The sequence below is a fragment of the Zoogloea oryzae genome (genome assembly GCF_030161255.1).
Taxonomy (GTDB): Bacteria; Pseudomonadota; Gammaproteobacteria; order Burkholderiales; family Rhodocyclaceae; genus Zoogloea; species Zoogloea oryzae.
The window spans coordinates 1-19,426 of the sequence record NZ_BSPX01000007.1; the positions used below are offsets into that span (position 1 = coordinate 1).

Below are 19,426 nucleotides of genomic sequence, written 5' to 3' on the forward strand. Positions count from 1 at the left end.
GGCGGGCGACGTGCTCGCCGTCCAGCGCGTCGCGCGGCATCGGCTGGAGCGCGCCGACCTGCTCGCCCGCATCCCGCCCATGCTGGGCCTGATGGCCACCATCATTCCCCTCGGGCCGGGCCTCGCCGCGCTGGGGCAGGGCAACCCGGGCGAGCTGGCGAGCGCCGTCACCGTGGCCTTCGACGCCACCGTGCTGGGCCTGGTGGCCGGCATTGGCGGGCTGGTGGTGGGCAAGCTGCGCCGCCGCTGGTACGAGGAGCTGCTGGAAGGCATGGAGGAGGCGGAATGAAGGCCGCAAACGTCCCGCGCCGCCGCCTGCGCCTGTATTCCAGGCTCGACGCCCGCTTCGACGACCGGGACGAAGACCCGCGCGCAAGTTTGGTCAACCTTGTTGACGTAATGCTGGTGTTTGCCTGCGGCCTGCTGGCCGCCGTTGCCGCCAACACCCAGGGCGCCCTCAGCCAGCCCAAGCCGGTGGACAAGGGCCGCAGCATCGAACGGCCCGCCGACGGCGCCGGCCAGGCCGGCGCCGGCATGGACCGGGTCGGCGAGGTCTTCCGCGACCCGAAGACCGGCCAGCTGATCCTCATCGAGCCGGCCGCGCCGGCATCCCGCTAACGTTTTCCTGTGAGATTGCCCATGAAACACCCGTTTCGTCCGCGTACGCTGGCCGCCTGCCTGGCGGCCGCGCTGCCGAGCCTCGCCGCCGCCACCGAAACCACCTTGCCCGAAGTCACCGTCGGCAGCCGTCGGGGCGATCTCGTCGGCGTGGCCGATGCGGCCTCCGAAGGCACCATCGACGCCCGCCGGCTCGCCACCCGTCCGCTGCTGCGCCCGGCCGAGGCGCTGGAGACCGTGCCCGGGCTGGTCGTCACCCAGCACTCGGGCGACGGCAAGGCCAACCAGTATTTCCTGCGGGGTTTCAACCTCGACCACGGCAGCGACTTCGCCACCTTCGTGGCCGGCATGCCGGTGAACATGCCCAGCCACGCCCACGGCCAGGGCTACATGGACCTCAACTTCCTGATCCCCGAGCTCATCGCCGGCCTCCGCTTCCGCAAGGGCGTGTATGCCGCCGAGGACGGCGACTTTGCCACCGCCGGCGCGGCGCGCATCGACTACCAGCGCCAGCTGGCGGCCCCCTTCGTGGAGATTGGCGCGGGCCAGAACGGCTACCGCCGCCTGCTCGCCGCCGGTAGCCGGCCGGTGGGCGAGCTGCAGCTGCTGGCGGCGTTCGAGGCCTCGGGCAACGACGGCCCGTGGGAGCAGCCCGAGAACCTCGCCCGGCGCAACGCGGTGCTGCGCCTCTCCGAAGGCTCGGCCGCCAACGGCTTCGCCCTCACCGCGATGAGCTACACGGCGCGCTGGACGGCCACCGAGCACGTGCCGGCGCGAGCCATCGACAGCGGCGAGATCGGCCGTTTCGGCGCCCTGTCGCCCAACGATGGCGGCACCACCCATCGCCACAGCCTGTCGGCCGAGTGGGCGCGGCCCGATGCCGACGGGGCCAGCCGGGCTGGCGTTTACGTGATCGACTACGGGCTCAACCTGTTCTCGGCGCCGTCCGGTTTCATCAACGGGCCGGCCGGCGACCAGCACGAGCAGGCCGACCGGCGCCTCGTGTGGGGCGGCCAGGCCAGCCGCAGCTGGTTCCTCGGCCCGGCGCTGAAGGATTCGGAGCTCACCGCCGGCCTCCAGTGGCGCCAGGACCGCATCCGCAGCGTCGGCCTGTATTCCACGGAAGACCGCCAGCGCAGCGCCACCGTGCGCCAGGACAAGATCACCGAGACCGCCGCGGCGCTGTTCGTCGAGGCGCGCACCCAGTGGCAGCCCTGGCTGCGCAGCACCCTAGGCCTGCGGCACGACGAGGTGGATGCTCGCGTCACCGCCACCGGCGGCGAGTTCAACCTCGCCAACGGCGGCAAGGCCCGCGCCGGTCAGACCAGCCCCAAGCTGGGCGTGGTGCTGGGCCCCTTCGCGCTGCCCGCGCCCACCGAGTTCTACGCCAACTGGGGGCAGGGCTTCCACAGCAACGATGCCCGCGGCGCCACCAGCACCACCAATCCGGCCGACGGCAGCGCGATCAGCCGGGTGCCGCTGCTGGTGCGCGCCCGGGGCGCCGAGCTGGGCCTGCGCAGCACGCCGCTGCCGGGCTGGCAGACCAGCGTGTCGGTGTGGCAGATGGCGCTGGCCTCCGAGCTGGTGTTCATCGGCGACGAGGGCGTCACCGAGCCCAAGGGCGCGTCGCGCCGCCACGGGCTGGAGTGGTCCAACGAGCTGGCGCTGCCCGCCGGGATCAGCGTCGATACGTCGCTGGCCCTGTCGCAGGCGCGCTTCCGCGAGGCCAATCCGGACAACGGCGGCACCCGCGTGCCCAACGCGATCCCGGTGGTGGCGTCGGTGGGGGCGGCGCTGGACCCCGGCGGACGCTGGTTTGCCGGCGCGCGCCTGCGCTACCTGGGCGCCTATCCGCTCGAAGAGACCGGGCGCGAGAAATCCACGCCCTTCTGGATGGCCAACCTGCGGGTCGGCTATCGGCTGGCGCCCGGCAGCCAGCTCTCCCTCGACGTGCTCAACCTGTTCGACCGCAAGGCCAACGACATCGAATACTGGGGCGGCGCCTGCACCCGCAGCGAATCGGCCAGCGGCGCTTGCGGTGGCGGCATCGACGGCCGGCTGGTGCATCCGCTGGAGCCGCGCACCCTGCGGCTGGCGCTCAGGATCGGGTTCTGAGCGGGCGAACGAAAAAAATACAAATCGCCACACTTGAAATGCGCCACACCCGACCCTATTATTAGCACTCGTCGGCGGTGAGTGCTAACAGCCTTCCGCCACCCCGATGCCAGTACCCGATTGCTGGCCAAGTTTTTTTCTGGCGGGCTCCGGCCCGGATTGAACCAAGCAGGAGATCTCTACATGAAAATCCGTCCCTTGCATGATCGCGTGATCGTCAAGCGTGTTGAAGCTGAGCGCACCACCTCCAGCGGCATCGTCATCCCCGACTCCGCCGGCGAGAAGCCCGATCAGGGCGAAGTGCTGGCTGTCGGCAACGGCAAGATCCTCGAGAGCGGCGAAGTGCGCAAGATGGATGTCAAGGTTGGCGACCGCGTCCTGTTCGGCAAGTACGCTGGCCAGACCGTCAAGGTCGATGGTCAGGAACTGCTGGTGATGCGCGAAGAAGACATCATGGGCGTGCTGGAGGCCTGAGCCTCGCCGTCTGCGTCTTTCAACCTCATTTAAAGAATTCCGGAGAAACACACAATGGCAGCTAAAGAAGTCAAGTTTGGCGATTCCGCCCGTGCCCGCATGGTCGAAGGCATCAACGTCCTGGCCGACGCGGTCAAGGTGACCCTGGGCCCGAAGGGCCGCAACGTGGTGCTCGAGCGCTCCTTCGGCGCCCCGACCGTCACCAAGGACGGCGTCTCCGTCGCCAAGGAAATCGAACTGAAGGACAAGTTCGCCAACATGGGCGCCCAGATGGTCAAGGAAGTCGCTTCCAAGACCTCCGACATCGCCGGTGACGGCACCACCACCGCCACCGTGCTGGCCCAGTCCATCGTCCGCGAAGGCATGAAGTTCGTCGCCGCCGGCATGAACCCGATGGACCTGAAGCGCGGCATCGACAAGGCTGTCGTCGCCACCCTGGAAGAGCTGAAGAAGCTCTCCAAGCCCTGCTCCACCAACAAGGAAATCGCCCAGGTCGGCTCCATCTCCGCCAACAGCGATTCCTCCATCGGCGACATCATCGCCAACGCGATGGAAAAGGTCGGCAAGGAAGGCGTCATCACCGTTGAAGACGGCAAGTCCCTGCAGAACGAACTCGACGTCGTCGAAGGCATGCAGTTCGACCGCGGCTACCTGTCCCCGTACTTCATCAACAACCCCGACAAGCAGGTTGCCGTCCTCGACAACCCGTTCGTCCTGCTCTTCGACAAGAAGATCTCCAACATCCGTGACCTGCTGCCGGTGCTCGAGCAAGTCGCCAAGGCCGGCCGTCCGCTGCTGATCATCGCCGAAGACGTCGATGGCGAAGCCCTGGCCACCCTGGTTGTTAACAACATCCGCGGCATCCTCAAGACCTGCGCCGTCAAGGCTCCGGGCTTCGGCGACCGTCGCAAGGCCATGCTGGAAGACATCGCCGTCCTGACCGGCGGCCAGGTGATCGCCGAAGAAGTCGGCCTGACCCTCGAGAAGGCCACCCTGGAAGACCTGGGCCAGGCCAAGCGCATCGAAGTGGGCAAGGAAAACACCACCCTCATCGACGGCGCCGGCGTTGCCGAGCGCATCGAAGCCCGCGTCAAGCAGATCCGCGTCCAGATCGAGGAAGCCACCTCCGACTACGACCGCGAAAAGCTGCAGGAGCGTGTTGCCAAGCTGGCTGGCGGCGTTGCCGTCATCAAGGTTGGCGCCGCCACCGAAGTCGAAATGAAGGAAAAGAAGGCCCGTGTCGAAGACGCGCTGCACGCCACCCGTGCCGCCGTTGAAGAAGGCATCGTCCCCGGCGGCGGCGTCGCCCTGCTGCGTGCCCGCGCCAACCTGGCCGGCCTCAAGGGTGACAACCACGACCAGGACGCCGGCATCAAGATCGTGCTGCGCGCCATGGAGCAGCCCCTGCGTGAAATCGTCGCCAACGCTGGCGCCGAAGCTTCCGTGGTGGTGAACAAGGTCACCGAAGGCTCCGGCAACTTCGGCTACAACGCTGCTACCGATGTGTACGGCGACATGGTCGAAATGGGCGTGCTGGATCCGACCAAGGTCACCCGCACCGCGCTGCAGAACGCCGCCTCCGTGGCCGGCCTGATGCTCACCACCGACTGCATGGTTGCTGAACTGGCTGAAGACAAGCCGGCCGGCGGCATGCCCGACATGGGTGGCATGGGCGGTATGGGCGGCATGGGCATGGGCATGTAATTCGCCCCGCCCGGGCGCCTCGAATCCGGCCGGTCTCCGGCCGGAGCCGAACCCCGATCCCCGTCCTGCGGATTTCCGCAGGGCGGGGATTTGTATTTTGGGCGGCCGATCGGGCGCCTTGGGGCTGAGCCTGGTCAACGTGGGGCATCCTGCCCTGTGCTAGACTCGAACGGATTTGTATCGGAATTGGACGGCGGGAACGACTGGAGATGTCCGCAGGAGACGCGTGACAAACGCGTAAGCGGGCAATGGGAGGCCCGCGGTGCGCGGGTGCTGTGCCTTGCCCGTTGCGCATCAAAAAGACGGCGGGGGAGTGGCCCGTCGGGCGGCCCAATCCCCCGAGGCTTTGCCGCAGCTTGCGCCACGCCATCACCCCCGAGACCGAGTAAAAGGAGAACAGCGGTCGCACTATGCCGGTAGCCGCTTACTCAAAACTTACACCTCAGCTTCGAACAAAAAGACCATGCGGATTCTGTTGGCCGAGGACGACCTCATCATCGCGGACGGCCTGACCCGGGCGCTCAAGAAGGCCGGTTACGCCGTCGATCACGTGCCCAACGGCGCCGAAGCCGACGCCGCGCTGCTCGGGCAGAGCTTCGATCTGCTGATCCTTGATCTGGGGCTGCCCAAGCTGTCGGGCATCGAGGTGCTGCGGCGCCTGCGCAGCCGCAAATGCACGATGCCGGTGCTGATCCTCACCGCCCAGGACGGCGTCGAGGATCGCGTCCGCGGCCTGGATGCCGGCGCCGACGACTACCTCACCAAACCTTTCGCCCTGCCCGAACTCGAAGCCCGCGTGCGTGCACTCACCCGCCGCGGCACCGGCCAGGCCCGCTGCATCGAGTACGCCCGTCTTGCGTACGACCAGGCCGACCGGGTGGTGAAGATTGACGGTCAGGTGGTGGAGCTTTCCGCCCGCGAGGTCGGCCTGCTGGAGGTTCTGCTGCTGCGCGCCGGCCGGCTGGTGAGCAAGGAGCAGCTGGTGGATCACCTGTGCGGCTGGGGCGAGGAAGTCTCCAACAACGCCATCGAGGTGTACGTCCATCGCCTGCGCAAGAAGCTGGAGCACAGCGGCGTGCAGATCGTCACCGTGCGCGGCCTGGGGTACTGCCTGGAAAAGCCGGATGTGGTCGCCTAGGTGGCGCAAGGCGGCGGCCGACGATGCCGCCGCAGACGGCAAGGCCTTCAACTCGCTGTTCGGCGAGATCCTCGACTGGATGCTCGCACCGCTGCTGTTCCTGTGGCCGATCTCCATCATCGTCACCCACAACGTCGCCAACAGCATCGCCAACCAGCCCTACGACCAGGCCCTGGCAGTCAACGTGCGGGCCATCGCCCGGCTGGTGAAGGTGGAGGGCACGCTGGCTCGGGTCAATTTCCCCGCACCGGCGCGGCTGATCCTGCGCGCTGATGAGGACGACACGGTCTACTATCAGGTGCTCGGCTTCAAGGGCGAGCTGCTGGCGGGCGACAAGGACATCCCGCCCATCGCCGCGCCCGACAACGTCGAACCCGATCTGGTGATGTTCCGCGACGAGCAGATCGCCGGCGAGGAAGTGCGCGTCGCCTACCAGTTTCTCCAGCCTGTGGATGGTGTGCCCAGCCGGCTGGTGCTGCTGCAGGTGGCCGAAACCCGCAACAAGCGCAGCACCCTCGCGTCGCGGGTCGTCACAGGCGTGCTGTTGCCCCAGTTCGCGATCATCCCCATCGCGGTAATCCTGGTGTGGCTGGGCCTGTCCCGCGGCATTGCGCCGCTCAATCAGTTGCAGAGCCTGATCCGTCGTCGCCGCCCGTCGGATCTGTCGCCGATCTCCGTCTCCGGCGTGCCCGAGGAGGTCCGCCCGCTCATCATCGCCTTCAACGACATGATGGCGCGCCTTGAAGAAAACCTGCAGGCCCAGCAACGCTTCATTGCCGACGCCGCCCACCAGATGCGCACCCCGCTAACCGGCCTGCGCATGCAGACCGACCTGGCCTTGATGGAGACCGACCCGAAGCAGGTCCACCGCTCCCTCGTGCAGATATCCCAGAGCGCCGAGCGGGCCGGCCACCTGATCAATCAGCTGCTCTCCCTGGCCCGCGCCGAAGCCAGCTACGAGAAGATCTACGCCGTCGAGCGGGTCGATCTCGAATCCCTGCTGCGCAACATGCTCAGCGACTTCGTGCCCCGCGCCCGCCAGAAGGACATCGACTTCGGCCTCGAGACCACCGGCGAGCCGCTCATCATCGAAGGCAACCCGGTGCTGCTGGGCGAGCTGCTCAAGAACCTCATCGACAACGCCATCAAGTACACCCCCGAAGGCGGTTGCGTGACGGTGCGCACCCTCGCCACCGAGCGCGCCATCGTCGAGGTGGAAGACACCGGCATCGGCGTGCCCGAAGCCGACCGCGAACGCGTCTTCGAGCGCTTCTACCGCGTGCTGGGCAGCACCGAGAGCGGCTCCGGCCTCGGCCTGCCCATCGTCCGCGAGATCGCCGACCTCCACCGCGCCACCGTCAGCCTCATCCCCAACCCCAGCGGCAAGGGCACCATCGCCCAGGTCGTCTTCCCCCGCGCCCGAGGCGCCGAAGACGACACCACCCCGTCCCGCGCTACCGCCGGTCAGTTCCCCCCGGGCTGAATCCAGGTCGCACACAAATATTGGCGAAATTATTTGACAAGCTCCTGATAGGGGGCTATTATGCGCGCTCTCTCAGGCCAGTTAGCTCAGTTGGTAGAGCAGCGGATTGAAAATCCGCGTGTCCGTGGTTCGATTCCGCGACTGGCCACCAGAATACAAGGGCTTAGCTTCGGCTAAGCCCTTTTCCATTTCTGCGGGGTAACGCCGGGGTTACATTCGGAATGCATCTAGGTCAATCCAGGACGGCATTCAGCCCCGTCAGCACGTGGTCGCAGTGCTCGCCTAAAGCTCCGTAGGCTCTCGTCTTGCCCCTTCAGGTGGTCCAGGGCTAGGCGTGTTTGGTCGCCTGCTTTAGATCACTGTTCTCCGATCATCGCTCGAATGCCCCTGAAAGGGTACTAAACTTCGTGCGTGCAAGCCTGGTCCGCACGGGCGGCGCATTGAGACGAGGTTCAGTCCAAGAATTCGAGCCTATCGACATCATTGATCGTCGGGGCGCATGTGTCGCGATGCTTGTGGTTACGGCAACATGGCATCGACTGTCCGATTGATCAACGAGATAAAAGAGCAGAATTCAATCCACACGGAGTAAGCCGCTGCCTGCGGTAAGCCGAAGGGCGTCAAGTGCGTCTTAGTCGTCACTGATCGGCGCGATCTGAGTTGCCGAGCCTGGGCAGGAGCGGCTCCTTATGAGCTGTTTTGAGCATTCCTTAATCTGGCGGTCAGAGTCCCCGGGCGCTAAAACGTCTAAATTATTGATCCCAGCATTACTTGATCAGGTGGCCGATGAGAAAACTTATCAGTAGATCCTTTCGGATGGCTAGCGAAGTATTTAATCTCGATAGGTACAAACCGCTTTCCGAGTTTAGTGAGCTTCAGTGGTTCGGCCAAATAACAAAGCGCAAGGCCATATGGGATGCTCTTCGTGCCGGTGATCATGATATTGCTGGTCGACGGTTCAGAGATGTTCTGGCTGATCCTCTGTGCGAGTATATGAAAAACAGGGTTCTGATCGAAGAGATAAAGACAAGAATAGGATATGGTGCTGTAAAGCCATTGACGTTTGAAGAGATCGAAAGTCTTCATGTGCGGGCAAGTAGCCTTGTGCCTGTTTGTGGTTCGAGGAGCTTTCGGTCGTTTGATGAGGCGGTTTTAAGTCAGGGCACTACTATTGGGTTCTTGGTGGCGGACAGGACTTACTTAAGTATTTCACTGACTGCAAGCAATGAAGAAATTCTTTCTGGTGTAAAGGATTGGTTGAAGAAACGGCGAGCAATGTCTGGGGGTGTATTGGCAAGCCAGTATGCAAGAAATCTGATTGATGAGGCTGGGAAGTTAAAGGAATCCGCAGATTTAATTATGCGTTTTCTGGAGCACGAATTGTTTCATCAAAAAATGGACTTGTCGAACGCAAAAAATTCCCTACTTGAGATCAAACTGTTTCTTGACGACAATCCTGATATAACCGGTGAATATACTCGTATACCTTCTCTCCTTGCCGATCGGCTTGATGATGATGAGTCTGGTCCGCAATATTTTTCCGCTGTTGAGGGTTTAATCGAAGCCTTAGATGAACTTCTGCGCCAGAATGCCAGCGGTAGTCTCGAAATAGCTCATGGCAAAGAGGCTATCGCTAATCGTATTCTTGGTGATATTCAAGAAGGGTTGGATGTTAAGTGTCCGAAGAAATTGATAAAAAGTTGGGAGGCTAGTGGCGTTATTCCATATTTCGACCTTAGGGCTTGGGAGATGATTAATAACCTAGTCTTAACAGGTGACGAAAGAGCTGCGCTACTTTCGAAAAATGACCCGCGTTCGCTGAGCCAAACCACCGAGGTGCACTTCGAAAAGTTGTTCGAAACTTCATTTGTCCACAGCTTTTTACTCGCCTATCTTGGGTCCTAGCACTAAGCGCCACTGCTGTCAAGGATGGTTGGCCGGGGGAGACCGTGCCGTGATATGAGTTTATTAAATTGGTTCAATGGCGCTGCCAATCGGCAAATGTTCAAGCTATAAGGACCAATGGTATGACCACGACTTCCAGCAGTACTTTGCTTACTCGTTTGGAGGCAGCTCAGCTCCTTCGCATCCAGCCGCAAACTCTTGCCGTTTGGGCCTCGACCAAACGCTATCCCCTTCCGGTCGTGAAAGTCGGCCGTCTTGTCCGGTATCGGCTTGCTGATCTCGAGCAGTTCATGAAGGGAGGTGAATGATGAGCACCCCCAACGCCCACATCGCCCTGGGAGCTCTTCAAGAGCGGTCCCCTGGGGAAACCGAGATCCGCAAAACGCGGAAGGCGCGCGTCACCAAGGTGAAGCGGTCGGAGCGTGGTTTCCGGCCTAGCCTCAAGGCGACTCCCTTACCCGAAATTAAGTCCTTCACGACCTTCATTCGCTTTGAGATTCCCGCTCCCGGCCACCATATCGGCACAACGGAGCAGAGTGAAAAGCTCTACGGCTTCGCTGCACGGCTTGATGCTCAGGCTCAAACCGACGCCGTCGGTTCCGTGACAAAGTTCGGTGTTGATGAAAGCACTTGGGAGTGCGTGCTTGGCCTTCATGCCATCGAAGGCAAAGACATCAACGGGCTTGCCTCGAACGCCTTCGAGAAGCTGAACTCCTTTCTTTCAAACGAAGCAGACATCCTCACGGGGAAAGCCCCCAACCTCGGCCTTGCCACGTGGCAGATCAAGGTCAAGGACTACGTGGTTGACGAGGGGCAGTTCTAGGGCGTCATTCGGGAACTGAGGCCCAGAACACCGGGCTCCACTGCCGCGGGCACGAACTGCAACGTGCCTACGGCTACGCTCTAGCAACATCAAACTTCAAGCTGAAATTCAACTCTCGGACGGCTTACTCTGCCGGTTGCCGTTGGGACTTCTGCTGCCTAACGGAAATGCTAGGACGTTCAGACTCTGAAAAGATGGAATCGAAAATGGACAGCAAGAAACAATCTCTTACACCCTGGTGTGCGGCCAAGACCTTCACCATCAGCGCGTTCAAGAACGAAAAAGACAATGTGCCCAAATGTCGGGATCTGACGTGGAGCGAATTCGCAGCGATCTTCGGCAAGCACTGCATCACCCCTTCAAAAGCCGGTACATCAAGTTGGTCGCCGACCGCATACGAGGGTGGCGCCACTCGCAAAAATGAGAGCGTTACGCATCTCAGCATGGCGGTGATCGACGTTGACAACGGAACGCCGGTGGAGGATGTCGAGCACATGCTCGGCGGGATCACTTACTTGATCCACAGCACTTACAACCACACGGTGGAAAAGCCGAAGTACCGGGTCATCTTGCCCTTGGCTGAACCTGTTGAAGCTTCCGCTTGGCGCGGCGTCTGGGATCGGATCAATCACTGGTTGGGCGGTATTAACGACGCTGCGACCAAGGACCCTGCCCGGATTTACTACATTCCCTCATGCCATAAGGATGCCAAGGATCGTATCAATAGGGTCGGGCACGGAGCTTTGCTTTCTCTTGATATGCTGCCTCACATCCCCGCAGCCGCGACGTCTCAAACGCAAACGACGCCTCCGAGCCCTATTCAGCGCAGTACCAATGACCACGAGTTGGGAACCTTGGAGGAACTCGGCGAGGTCTTGAGTCGCTGTAACTTTATCAAGTGGGCTTCCCATCCCGATAACCAGGCTAACGTCTCCGAACCTCTCTGGAAAGCGATGCAGACGAACATGTGTCAGTTCGAGGAAGGAGATCAGGCAATCCATGCGGCCAGTCGCCGCCACCCTGACTATGACGAGACACAAACTGAGGCCAGGATTGAGCGATTCCGGGAGTCGTCGAAGCCGGAGACCTGCAAGCGCATACAGACTCTAGGATTCAAAGATTGCCCTCTTCGCGGGTGCGTGTTGCCATCCGGTGTCGTGACCAAGGCGCCTGCAGGGCTTGGTACGTGGGCAAGGCTCGGACAGGAGGACGAACGGCCGGAAATCCTGGACGCATTCCTTCGGAGGTGCTTCCCGCAAGGTCTCGTCTTTGTTGGAGGGTCATTCTACGGCTACCGTGATGGGTACTGGCCCCGCCTCGACGTGCAAGCAGAAGTCGTAAGGACCGTCGCTCAGTTTTACGGGAAGTTGGCCGAGAGGAAGAAGATTAGCGAACTTCTTGCGCTTCTTGAGGCGTTTCAAGCTGAGACGGAAGGAAACGTTCAGCCCGATCGCACTGTGCTCTGTCTTCGGAACGGTGCATTTGACACGAGTACATGCGAGTTGCTGCCCCATGACCCCGCATATCGACACAAAACGAAAATCGACATCAGCTGGACTCCGGATGCATCCTGCTTGCGTTGGCAACAGTTTCTCGAAGAAATATTTGCGCCGGACTCCGATAAGTCCGAGAAAATTAACTTTCTGCAGGAGTGGTTCGGCTACTGCCTCGTTCCGGACAACAGTCAGCACAAGTTTGTCTGGATGGTAGGAGGGGGAGGGAACGGAAAGAGCGTTCTGCTGAATACGCTGACTTACTTGGTTGGCAGCGAAAACATCAGCAATGCTCACATCGAAGCGCTGGACAAGACCTTTGTTCGAGCCGAGTTACAGGATAAGTTGCTGAATATTTCATCGGAAATGAGTGCCAGCGCTACTATGGCTGACAGCCACCTTAAGGCGATTGTTTCTGGTGATGTTCTTCAAGCGGAGCGAAAGTACCAAGACTCCTTCTCGTTTCGCCCCTTCGTGCGTCTCATTGCGGCTACCAACCACCTCCCTCGTTTGTTGGACCTGTCGACAGGGTTCTTTCGTCGCGCCATCATCCTCAACTTCAATCGACAGTTTGGCGAGCAGGACAGGGATGTCAATTTGGAGGGTAACCTTAAGGAAGAGCTGCCTGGCATCTTGAGATGGGCGCTGGATGGACTTGCGCGGTTGCGGCAACAGGGCCGGTTCACCACGGTACCTTCTTCGGAAAGTAGTTTGGCTACTTACAAGGCGGATTCCGATACCGAAGGTCTCTTTGCCAAAGATATGCTTACGATTAGTGAGGCAGATTATGGCTCGACGCCAAAAAGCGTCTACGACTGCTACACAAAATGGTGCGGGGACAACGGATTCAAAGCCAAGTCTATTGTGGGCCTAGGTCGTCGCTTATCTGGTCTGGGCTTCACGAAAATCCGACGATCTAAAGGCGATTGCTGGAATGTTGTCGTAAATGGCTACGCTGACGCTCCCCCTGAGACTGCAGCAACCAGTGGAATGGCTAAAACTACCGTTACCTCCCTCCAATTCGCTGCAAATAACACCTTTAAAGCAAAGTTCAAAATTTAACACGGGGCATGTTGAATGTGTGAGATAGAGTGGTAGATATCATTTCTATCTCACGCAATTCTATTCTTTCAGTGCTGGGAAAGCTGTTGCAACGTGTAGGATGTGGTCGATAATTTTATTAAAAAAAAGTAATATTGGATAGGTAGGTAAGGAGTAAGAGGAGAGTGAGAGTTTTTCTGGAAAGTTTTCCGAAAATTAGATTTCATCTCACATGGATCGTAGTAGCTTATGGAAGCGCTGGGAAGTTGGCGGGCTGGTTATATCGCTCATCTTACGCACCATCTTACATAAGCGGACTCCGACTCAATCAGCACGAGGCGTTGAGAATGGTTGTCGTGAGAACCCTGCGTAATTTCTGACGTTCTTGCAATCCCTCTTATTGACGCGGGCGCGTAGGCGAAAAACTCCAGAGGCCGCTCGCATTGCCGCTCAAGTGTTCAAAGATACAGCCATATGTGATATCGTCATGCAAGGTGCAAGAGAGGTGTGAAGCACTAATTAGATGCTATCTAGACTATGGAGGCAGCGTGCCACTATCTATGCTATTTCGGTCTGACCGATCCCGAGTTCGAATCCAAGCGCTATGGCTGCTGTTCCTCCCGCTACTTGTCGGCTGCAGCAGCCCCCCCGATGTCGAGTGCCCGGAGTCGATGAGTGCGGAGAGTTACACCATTGATGCGCTGAGAAAGTTAACACAGGTTCAGGTGCTTGAAACTCGTCTCGAAGAAGTGAACCGTCTATGCTCTGTCCCGCCTAATAGACATATGGACTTCAATGAGCTTCTTCTGAAGGTCGCCAAAGAGGGGACGCCTGCGCAAGCGATCTGGCTTTACGAGAAAATTCAATCTTATCCAGTGGATTTTAGAAAGAGTTATCTCGCGGCAAGTAGTTACTTGGGTATCAATAAAAGTGTGTCAGGTGCCGATGCAGCTCATTTGACCTTGATCTCTCCAGAGAAGGTTGGATTTGAGATTAAGTCGGCAAAGATTACTCCCGAACAAGCGGCTCTGGCTAAAACAAAGTATCTAGAGGGTGGGATCGGTCAGGACTCGGACGAAGGGCGGCGAGTCGTCTATTTGAGTGATCAGAGCGCACCAGTACTCATGCAACGCATTCTGGAGCCAAACGCGGCGGGGGAGACCTCGATCGTTAAGTTCAACTCCTTGTTAAATGGGAATGAGATTGCGCTGGAGCCCGTTGCCGGGGAAATTCCCGAGTGGGGGCCTGCCGGGCATAATAGCCGCGCTACAGGTATCGATCATGGGGATTTTCGGTTTGTGGTTGATCAGAATGGTCGTGTTAAGTATGCGATAGAGCATTGGATTTCTGTCGATCTTTCAGAGGTTGATTATAATATCGATGGAAGTGTACTCGATAGTACGCCCTGCGTTGCAGTGACCAATGTGATTGTGTTTTCAAAGAATGGACTAAAATACATTCCGGAGCTGGAGGTGCGTTCGAATATCACATATGGGGATTATATCAAGCTCACCAAACAAGACTCTGAGTATAATGGGTTCTCTGATGAGGCATTTAGTGCTTCGTTTAATAGATTGGCTCAGTACCGCCCGCTTCCTGATGTGGCTCGTTATATTAAGTTTGATCGAAACGACGATGCTGATCAGTTGCTAATGGGACAGCTCCGGGAAAAAGGTGCTCCTGGTCGCATGCAATTGCTGAATGCGATCTACGCTGCGTACCCTCTTCCTAGTGATGAGAATCCAAAATCGATGGCAGAGAGCCTGATTGCGAAGTTTGATGCAGCGGCAGGGGTCGTCGACGCAATTGACAGGGTGTTTTCTGGGATTGAGCCGCTGATGAGGGCAGCCTCGACTGGGCTCTTTGAAACTGCGCGGGCTTACAAGTCAGTCGCGAAGGATCTCAAAGATAACTTGCCGTCAGAGCCACTTCCAAATAATTCCTATAAGCTGACGACTTTGTTTATAAAGAATCAGCTTGAGATTGGCAACGCTACTCCGTATCGATTTACCTATGAGGCATATAGGATTCCGGATCGAAAGCCCTTTGCGGTGGTTGCAAACCATGCTGCTTTTTCAGAGCAGGGTATGGTGACATTCTATGGGAAGCCGCTGGATGGGGGGACGGTTCAGTTTAGAAGCAGCATCAGTGGATTCTCCGTTGAAGCTCCTGTAATTGAGGTGGCTTCCAAAGAGCAGATTGAAGAGATGAATGTCATCGCCAAGACGCAAAGAACTTATCAGCAATCCATCGAAAAGCTAAAACGCCTGGGTGGACGTGTAAATGAGGACTATTACAACAATTTTCGAAGTTTAAAAGCCGCTATTTTGGATAAAGGTTAGTTCTCTCTGTTTCGTCGTTGTGTCACGCAGGAGTGCTGAGATAGGGCCCCGCCCAGTCCGGGGCCTATCTCTCCGTTAGTCGCTGAATATCCACTTTATAAATTCAGAGACTGCCCATAGCCCGAGCCCACCTACTGCAATCAACAGCAGTGGAGCGCCAACTATCACGAGCATAAGAGTCTTCACGTAACCTCCTGTTGCCCAGCCTTTCTGGCTTTGGCTGTGAGTTTTTCGTTCAGCAGCGTTGTTCCCTCTGCCAATCCCGCTGGCTCTGATATTTCGCGATCTACGTGTCCGGCATCGCTGCCATCTGATTGGGGAAAGAATTCTTCAACAATCGCTGGCTCCTCATCCTCGTTTTCCTCGAAAGCACCATTCGCCAGTGCCATCCGGGCGGCCCGTTCCAGTGCGTCAATATTCACACCTACCTCTTGATGCCGTTTTGCCTTGTCCTTGGCTTGGGTGATGGCTTCAGTCAGGCTTACCCCGTCTCGCAATGAAATATCAACGTAGAACACCGGCGCTCGATGGGATTGAGTCGTGCTTTTTGCGCGCAACTTCAACTGGAGCGGTAAGTAGCGGGTCCGACCTCCGCTCACTGCCTCGAAGTAGGTCAGCCTTGCCGACAGGGTGCGGATCGAGTTGAAGCCCGTGGTCCGGAAGATGAAGCTGCCGAGTTCGTCGTCCTGTCCATCGATCTGGACGTTGAGCCTTCCGTAGGGCTTGCAACCGAATTTCCGACCCTTCTCGCAACCATCGGGAGCCGGGCAGGTAAATTCCTTGATGCCGTCTGGTGTCATGCCCTTAGCGGTTTCACCATTGCCAACACACATCGGGCGACCCGTTGTCCTGTCAAAGGCGTTGTACTCCGCTCTCAGATTTAGGTCTGGTGCGTTGAATAGCAGGGTGATCGGAATCGCCCGAATCTTGCCGCTTGGTATCTCCTCGAGCAGTTTTTGGTGAAGGGGATGCAACAACCAGCCGTCCCTGTTCTGCGCCTGCGTTGTTAGTGTGAAGCTGTCGTCCTTCTCCGGCAGTCGCTTCCCGTTCTTCTCGACGAGTTTGCCGATGCTGATTCGCCCGATGACGGGAGGGGTGATGGCGAGGCCTTTGATCATGGTGTTGCTCCTTGCAATGGACACGCCCCTTACCAGGCCGACACAGAAGCCATTCTGGCAAGGGGGCTTAACTCAGATGAAGATGAAGCGTCGGCTGCCGATCCGCTCAAGGGCATAGGACTGCAGTAGTTCAGGGTGGTCCTTCAGCAGTTTGATAACGTCAAGTACGGTGCTGTCCTTGGCTTTCTTCCAGCTGACTTCACCGGTTTCGAAGATCGCTCCGCTGGCATTGCCGATGGCTTGCTGTAACTGTTGTTTGAGCCTTGCTTCCAGCTTCTCTTGGGCGGACAACGTCTCGCGAACGGACACCAGGTCCGCGAAAATGGCGGACAAATTTCTGTCCTCGCGGAAGTCAATCTTGCTACCGTTGTCATTTGGATATAGGCAGCGCAAGGCTAAGTCAGCCGACTCGGAACCGTCCGCGGGCGGCTGAGTATCAGTTTCAACGAAATGCCAGAACACCCGTTCCAAGTGGATGAGATTTTGGATCAGGGCTTCGTCGCGCTCGATACGATGGACTTCAAGTTGCTGCCCCCCGATCAGCACGGCAACGTCTGCACACCGCTTGCCCGTTACCGCTAACTGGTGATGAACCTGAAGTTGGATGTACTCCGGCACGCCTTCCTTCCACAGCCTTGCGCCGTTGATGCCTGCGGTCTTGCATTCAAGGATCTGGACATCACCTGCACCGACAACTTCTCGATCGATGTTGGCAAGCATCCAGGCCTTGTCAGGGTCAGGATGCTGGAGAACGGCATTGATCCGTCTGACCCGGTTGCCAGTACGCCTGGTGTAATGCGCGGCAACGATGGGTTCGAGGATCGTTCCCCAGTACATCGGGCTCTCTTCGTCGTTTGGATCGACGACTGGTAGACTTTTATCTCTGCCTGTCTTCTCCATCCAGAGTTGGAGCTGAGACTTGTAAGGATTCAGGCCCACAGCTGCAGCGGCGTCCGAGCTGCCAATGCCATTCTTACGAACATCCAGCCATTCCTCGCGCGGCAGGTTCTCTGTCTTGACGAGGCGAAGTGCTGCTTTCGGCCTAGCGGTCTTGACCGTCGCGGTCGCGCCCGGCGCTTTCGGGATGATGTTGCTCATGTTGCTTCCTCCAAAGTGAAGAAGCCTGGCCAACCGAAGTTGAACCAGGCTTCCTTCCGTGATGTGGAAAGGGCGATCACGCAGCCAGCTTCATTGCCTCCTCAAACGCCCGTGACTTGAGGCTGGCCCCTTGCCCAAACCACGCGGAGTCGAGCCGATAGTCCGCACTACGCGCTCGTTTTTCATGGTCCACGTACTGGGTCACAGCATTGAGCAATCCCCAAGCGGTGCCAGAAGCTGCTGTCAGCTCCGAGCCTTTGCCGCTTCCTGCGAAGAGGGCGTAAACGTTGTTCAAGGCCTTCTCGTTTTTCTGCTCGGAAAGCGGTAGATCACGATCACCCAGCACGTTGACCAGGAAGTTCATTGCTTCAAACTTATGAACCTTCCTGTCAGCGAGCTGCTTGATGGACGTCATAAAGGCGTCCCAGGCCGAGACCCCAATCCCCAGTTCCCGTTTGACCAGCTCCGGATCAAAGGTGGTGGAGTGCGGAACCTTCACTGCCCCACCTCGTTCCCCGACCGCCATCTGCAGGGTGTTGTTGCACACCACGCGAATGGAGGTGAACTGCGCGGTCGTGCACAGCGTCCCATCACAACTTGTTGCCAGAAGCAGATAGCCCTTCACGTGGTCGTTGCCTTTCAGCATGACCTCTTGTCCCGTTCTCGCTAAGGCCCAGAGCTTCTTGCCGCCCTTCAGAACCCCGGCCGTTTCCAGCTCAAAGCCACCGGCAGAGACCAAATCCCTGTAGAACTCAAGAACTTCAGCAGGCTGAACCACCTTGTAGCGGTTCGATACCACGGACAAAGGCGCAAAGGTGTCTGACCGGTATAGAACCTTCGATTCGGGATGTGGTTTGACGTGGAAGCCGCTCTCCTCGGCCACATTGAAGAGGACGTCGGTTTCCTTGATGCTCCAATCGAAACCAGCTGCCTGCAGCCAAACCTCAAGCGGCTGCTTCGGCGGGAGCTGATTGCCAAGGCCATGCCAGGGCGTTTCATTGGCGTAGGCCATAGTGCTGACTAGGTGAGCCATAGTGTGTTCTCCAAATGCAAAAAGCCCCGAAACGCTCGTGGCGCTGCGGGGCAGAAGGACTTGATCATTCTATTTGAGCATCGGCCCGCCCTGGCTAATGCTTCTCTTCATTCATCTTGTCGAAGTGGGCGACTACGACTTTAGTGAGCGTTGCAAGTAGCACGATGAGAACTGAGCGTATCGCCTGAAAGATAGGGGTTGGCATCGCAATTCCTTGATATTTATTACATGATGCTTATACCAAGGGCGGTGCCGTTAATTGAAAAAATATTTCAACTGCCCTCATTCAAGTGTGGGCGGCGAAAGGCCAGCGAGTCAGGCCTTCTACCCATTTCTGCAGATCTGAGCTTGACTAGAAATGTTCAAAATTGAATTAAAATATAATATAGGAAATGACAAAAAATAATCACAAAAAAGGATTTAGATCATGATAATAATAAGAAACCCAGTCCGCGATGCGGTTGAACGAGTGGGTGGGCCGACGAAGGCTAGCAATCTGTTGAACGTGTCGAATGGAACTATCCATGCGTGGATAAAAGCACGTCGTGTGGCTGATATCGATTTGGCAAAGAGGCTCGCACAGTTCGCAAAGATGGATGTTCAGGAAATTCGCCCCGCGCCATGAAAAACTCAATTTCAACCAATAAAATAATGGAAAGGCTCGGCAGCAGTGTCGAGATCAATCCTGCCACCGGCAATCTACGCATCGCAGTGCAGTTCAACGACATTTACTGGGCAATCGATGCGCTAGGAGGGTCTGAGAAGGCGGCGTTGACCTTGAACGTTTCCCCGGAGGTTGTTGAGCGCTGGACCGAGGATTACTATATTCCCAATCGGTACGCCAAAATAATTTCCAGCTTGACAGGCTATAGTCTTGAGTCGCTGACAATTCCTGTCGTGGTCTATGAGGACAGAGACTCTGGAGAGTATTGGCCCATGACAGCACTCATCGCGATTCGAGAGCGCGAATTTCTAGACGAGGATGACATCATTGAGCTGATGGTCTGATCAAGGGGAAGCTAAGCATTTTCGATTTCAGCG

The 19,426-nt window shown here is 58.1% G+C and carries 16 protein-coding genes and 1 tRNA gene; 14 read left to right on the plus strand and 3 right to left on the minus strand.

The features are described 5' to 3' along the window. The 13 genes from QQK25_RS04055 to QQK25_RS04115 all read left to right on the plus strand — a co-directional run. A partial coding sequence (locus QQK25_RS04055) for a MotA/TolQ/ExbB proton channel family protein (RefSeq protein WP_284186787.1) occupies nucleotides 1–289 on the plus strand: 289 nt, incomplete at its 5' end. Further along, entirely contained in the window at nucleotides 286–618 is a 333-nt protein-coding gene (locus QQK25_RS04060; RefSeq protein WP_284186788.1) for a hypothetical protein, read from the plus strand. The genes QQK25_RS04055 and QQK25_RS04060, both read left to right, overlap by 4 nt. Before the next feature lie 21 nt (nucleotides 619–639). After that, entirely contained in the window at nucleotides 640–2,733 is a 2,094-nt protein-coding gene (locus QQK25_RS04065) for a TonB-dependent receptor (protein WP_284186789.1), read from the plus strand. Between the two features lie 183 nt (nucleotides 2,734–2,916). Continuing rightward, entirely contained in the window at nucleotides 2,917–3,207 is a 291-nt protein-coding gene (locus tag QQK25_RS04070; RefSeq protein ID WP_153163176.1) for a co-chaperone GroES, read from the plus strand. Nucleotides 3,208–3,261: 54 nt separating this feature from the next. Then, nucleotides 3,262–4,911, plus strand: coding sequence for a chaperonin GroEL (gene groL / locus QQK25_RS04075; protein WP_284186790.1), 1,650 nt, complete (start codon nucleotides 3,262–3,264; stop codon nucleotides 4,909–4,911). Nucleotides 4,912–5,374: 463 nt separating this feature from the next. Beyond that, complete coding sequence (locus QQK25_RS04080; protein ID WP_153163178.1) at nucleotides 5,375–6,049, plus strand: response regulator transcription factor; 675 nt, start codon at nucleotides 5,375–5,377, stop codon at nucleotides 6,047–6,049. Beyond that, nucleotides 6,036–7,532: a sensor histidine kinase gene (locus QQK25_RS04085; protein WP_284186791.1), complete on the plus strand. Its 1,497-nt coding sequence runs from the start codon at nucleotides 6,036–6,038 to the stop codon at nucleotides 7,530–7,532. The genes QQK25_RS04080 and QQK25_RS04085 overlap by 14 nt, the downstream gene beginning before the upstream one ends. Nucleotides 7,533–7,607: 75 nt before the next feature. Continuing rightward, nucleotides 7,608–7,683: transfer RNA gene (locus QQK25_RS04090), tRNA-Phe, on the plus strand. Between the two features lie 665 nt (nucleotides 7,684–8,348). Further along, nucleotides 8,349–9,437, plus strand: a complete 1,089-nt coding sequence (locus tag QQK25_RS04095; RefSeq protein WP_284186792.1) for a DUF6387 family protein — start codon at nucleotides 8,349–8,351, stop codon at nucleotides 9,435–9,437. Between the two features lie 122 nt (nucleotides 9,438–9,559). After that, nucleotides 9,560–9,745 carry a helix-turn-helix domain-containing protein gene (locus QQK25_RS04100; RefSeq protein ID WP_284186793.1) on the plus strand — a complete coding sequence of 62 codons (186 nt, stop codon included), beginning with the start codon at nucleotides 9,560–9,562 and terminating at the stop codon, nucleotides 9,743–9,745. After that, the gene (locus QQK25_RS04105) at nucleotides 9,745–10,260 is read left to right on the plus strand and encodes a hypothetical protein (protein WP_284186794.1); all 516 of its coding nucleotides are present in this window, start codon (nucleotides 9,745–9,747) and stop codon (nucleotides 10,258–10,260) included. The genes QQK25_RS04100 and QQK25_RS04105 overlap by 1 nt, the downstream gene beginning before the upstream one ends. A 206-nt stretch (nucleotides 10,261–10,466) precedes the next feature. Continuing rightward, nucleotides 10,467–12,815 (plus strand): DNA primase family protein, encoded by a 2,349-nt coding sequence (locus QQK25_RS04110; protein ID WP_284186795.1) that lies wholly within the window; start codon nucleotides 10,467–10,469, stop codon nucleotides 12,813–12,815. Between the two features lie 650 nt (nucleotides 12,816–13,465). Beyond that, nucleotides 13,466–15,136: a hypothetical protein gene (locus QQK25_RS04115; RefSeq protein ID WP_284186796.1), complete on the plus strand. Its 1,671-nt coding sequence runs from the start codon at nucleotides 13,466–13,468 to the stop codon at nucleotides 15,134–15,136. Between the two features lie 182 nt (nucleotides 15,137–15,318). Here the strand turns inward: QQK25_RS04115 and QQK25_RS04120 are convergent, their stop codons facing one another. The 3 genes from QQK25_RS04120 to QQK25_RS04130 all read right to left on the minus strand — a co-directional run bounded on the left by QQK25_RS04120 (nucleotide 15,319) and on the right by QQK25_RS04130 (nucleotide 18,385). Further along, on the minus strand, nucleotides 15,319–16,254 hold the full coding sequence (locus QQK25_RS04120) for a recombination directionality factor (protein WP_284186797.1): 936 nt from the start codon (nucleotides 16,252–16,254) through the stop codon (nucleotides 15,319–15,321). Nucleotides 16,255–16,326: 72 nt separating this feature from the next. Continuing rightward, nucleotides 16,327–17,352, minus strand: a complete 1,026-nt coding sequence (locus QQK25_RS04125) for a YqaJ viral recombinase family nuclease (RefSeq protein ID WP_284186798.1) — start codon at nucleotides 17,350–17,352, stop codon at nucleotides 16,327–16,329. A gap of 76 nt (nucleotides 17,353–17,428) precedes the next feature. Next, nucleotides 17,429–18,385: a DUF932 domain-containing protein gene (locus QQK25_RS04130; RefSeq protein WP_284186799.1), complete on the minus strand. Its 957-nt coding sequence runs from the start codon at nucleotides 18,383–18,385 to the stop codon at nucleotides 17,429–17,431. 621 nt (nucleotides 18,386–19,006) lie between these two features. Between QQK25_RS04130 and QQK25_RS04135 the strand changes: the two genes are divergently transcribed. After that, nucleotides 19,007–19,393, plus strand: coding sequence for a hypothetical protein (locus QQK25_RS04135; protein ID WP_284186800.1), 387 nt, complete (start codon nucleotides 19,007–19,009; stop codon nucleotides 19,391–19,393). Nucleotides 19,394–19,426 lie beyond the last annotated feature (33 nt).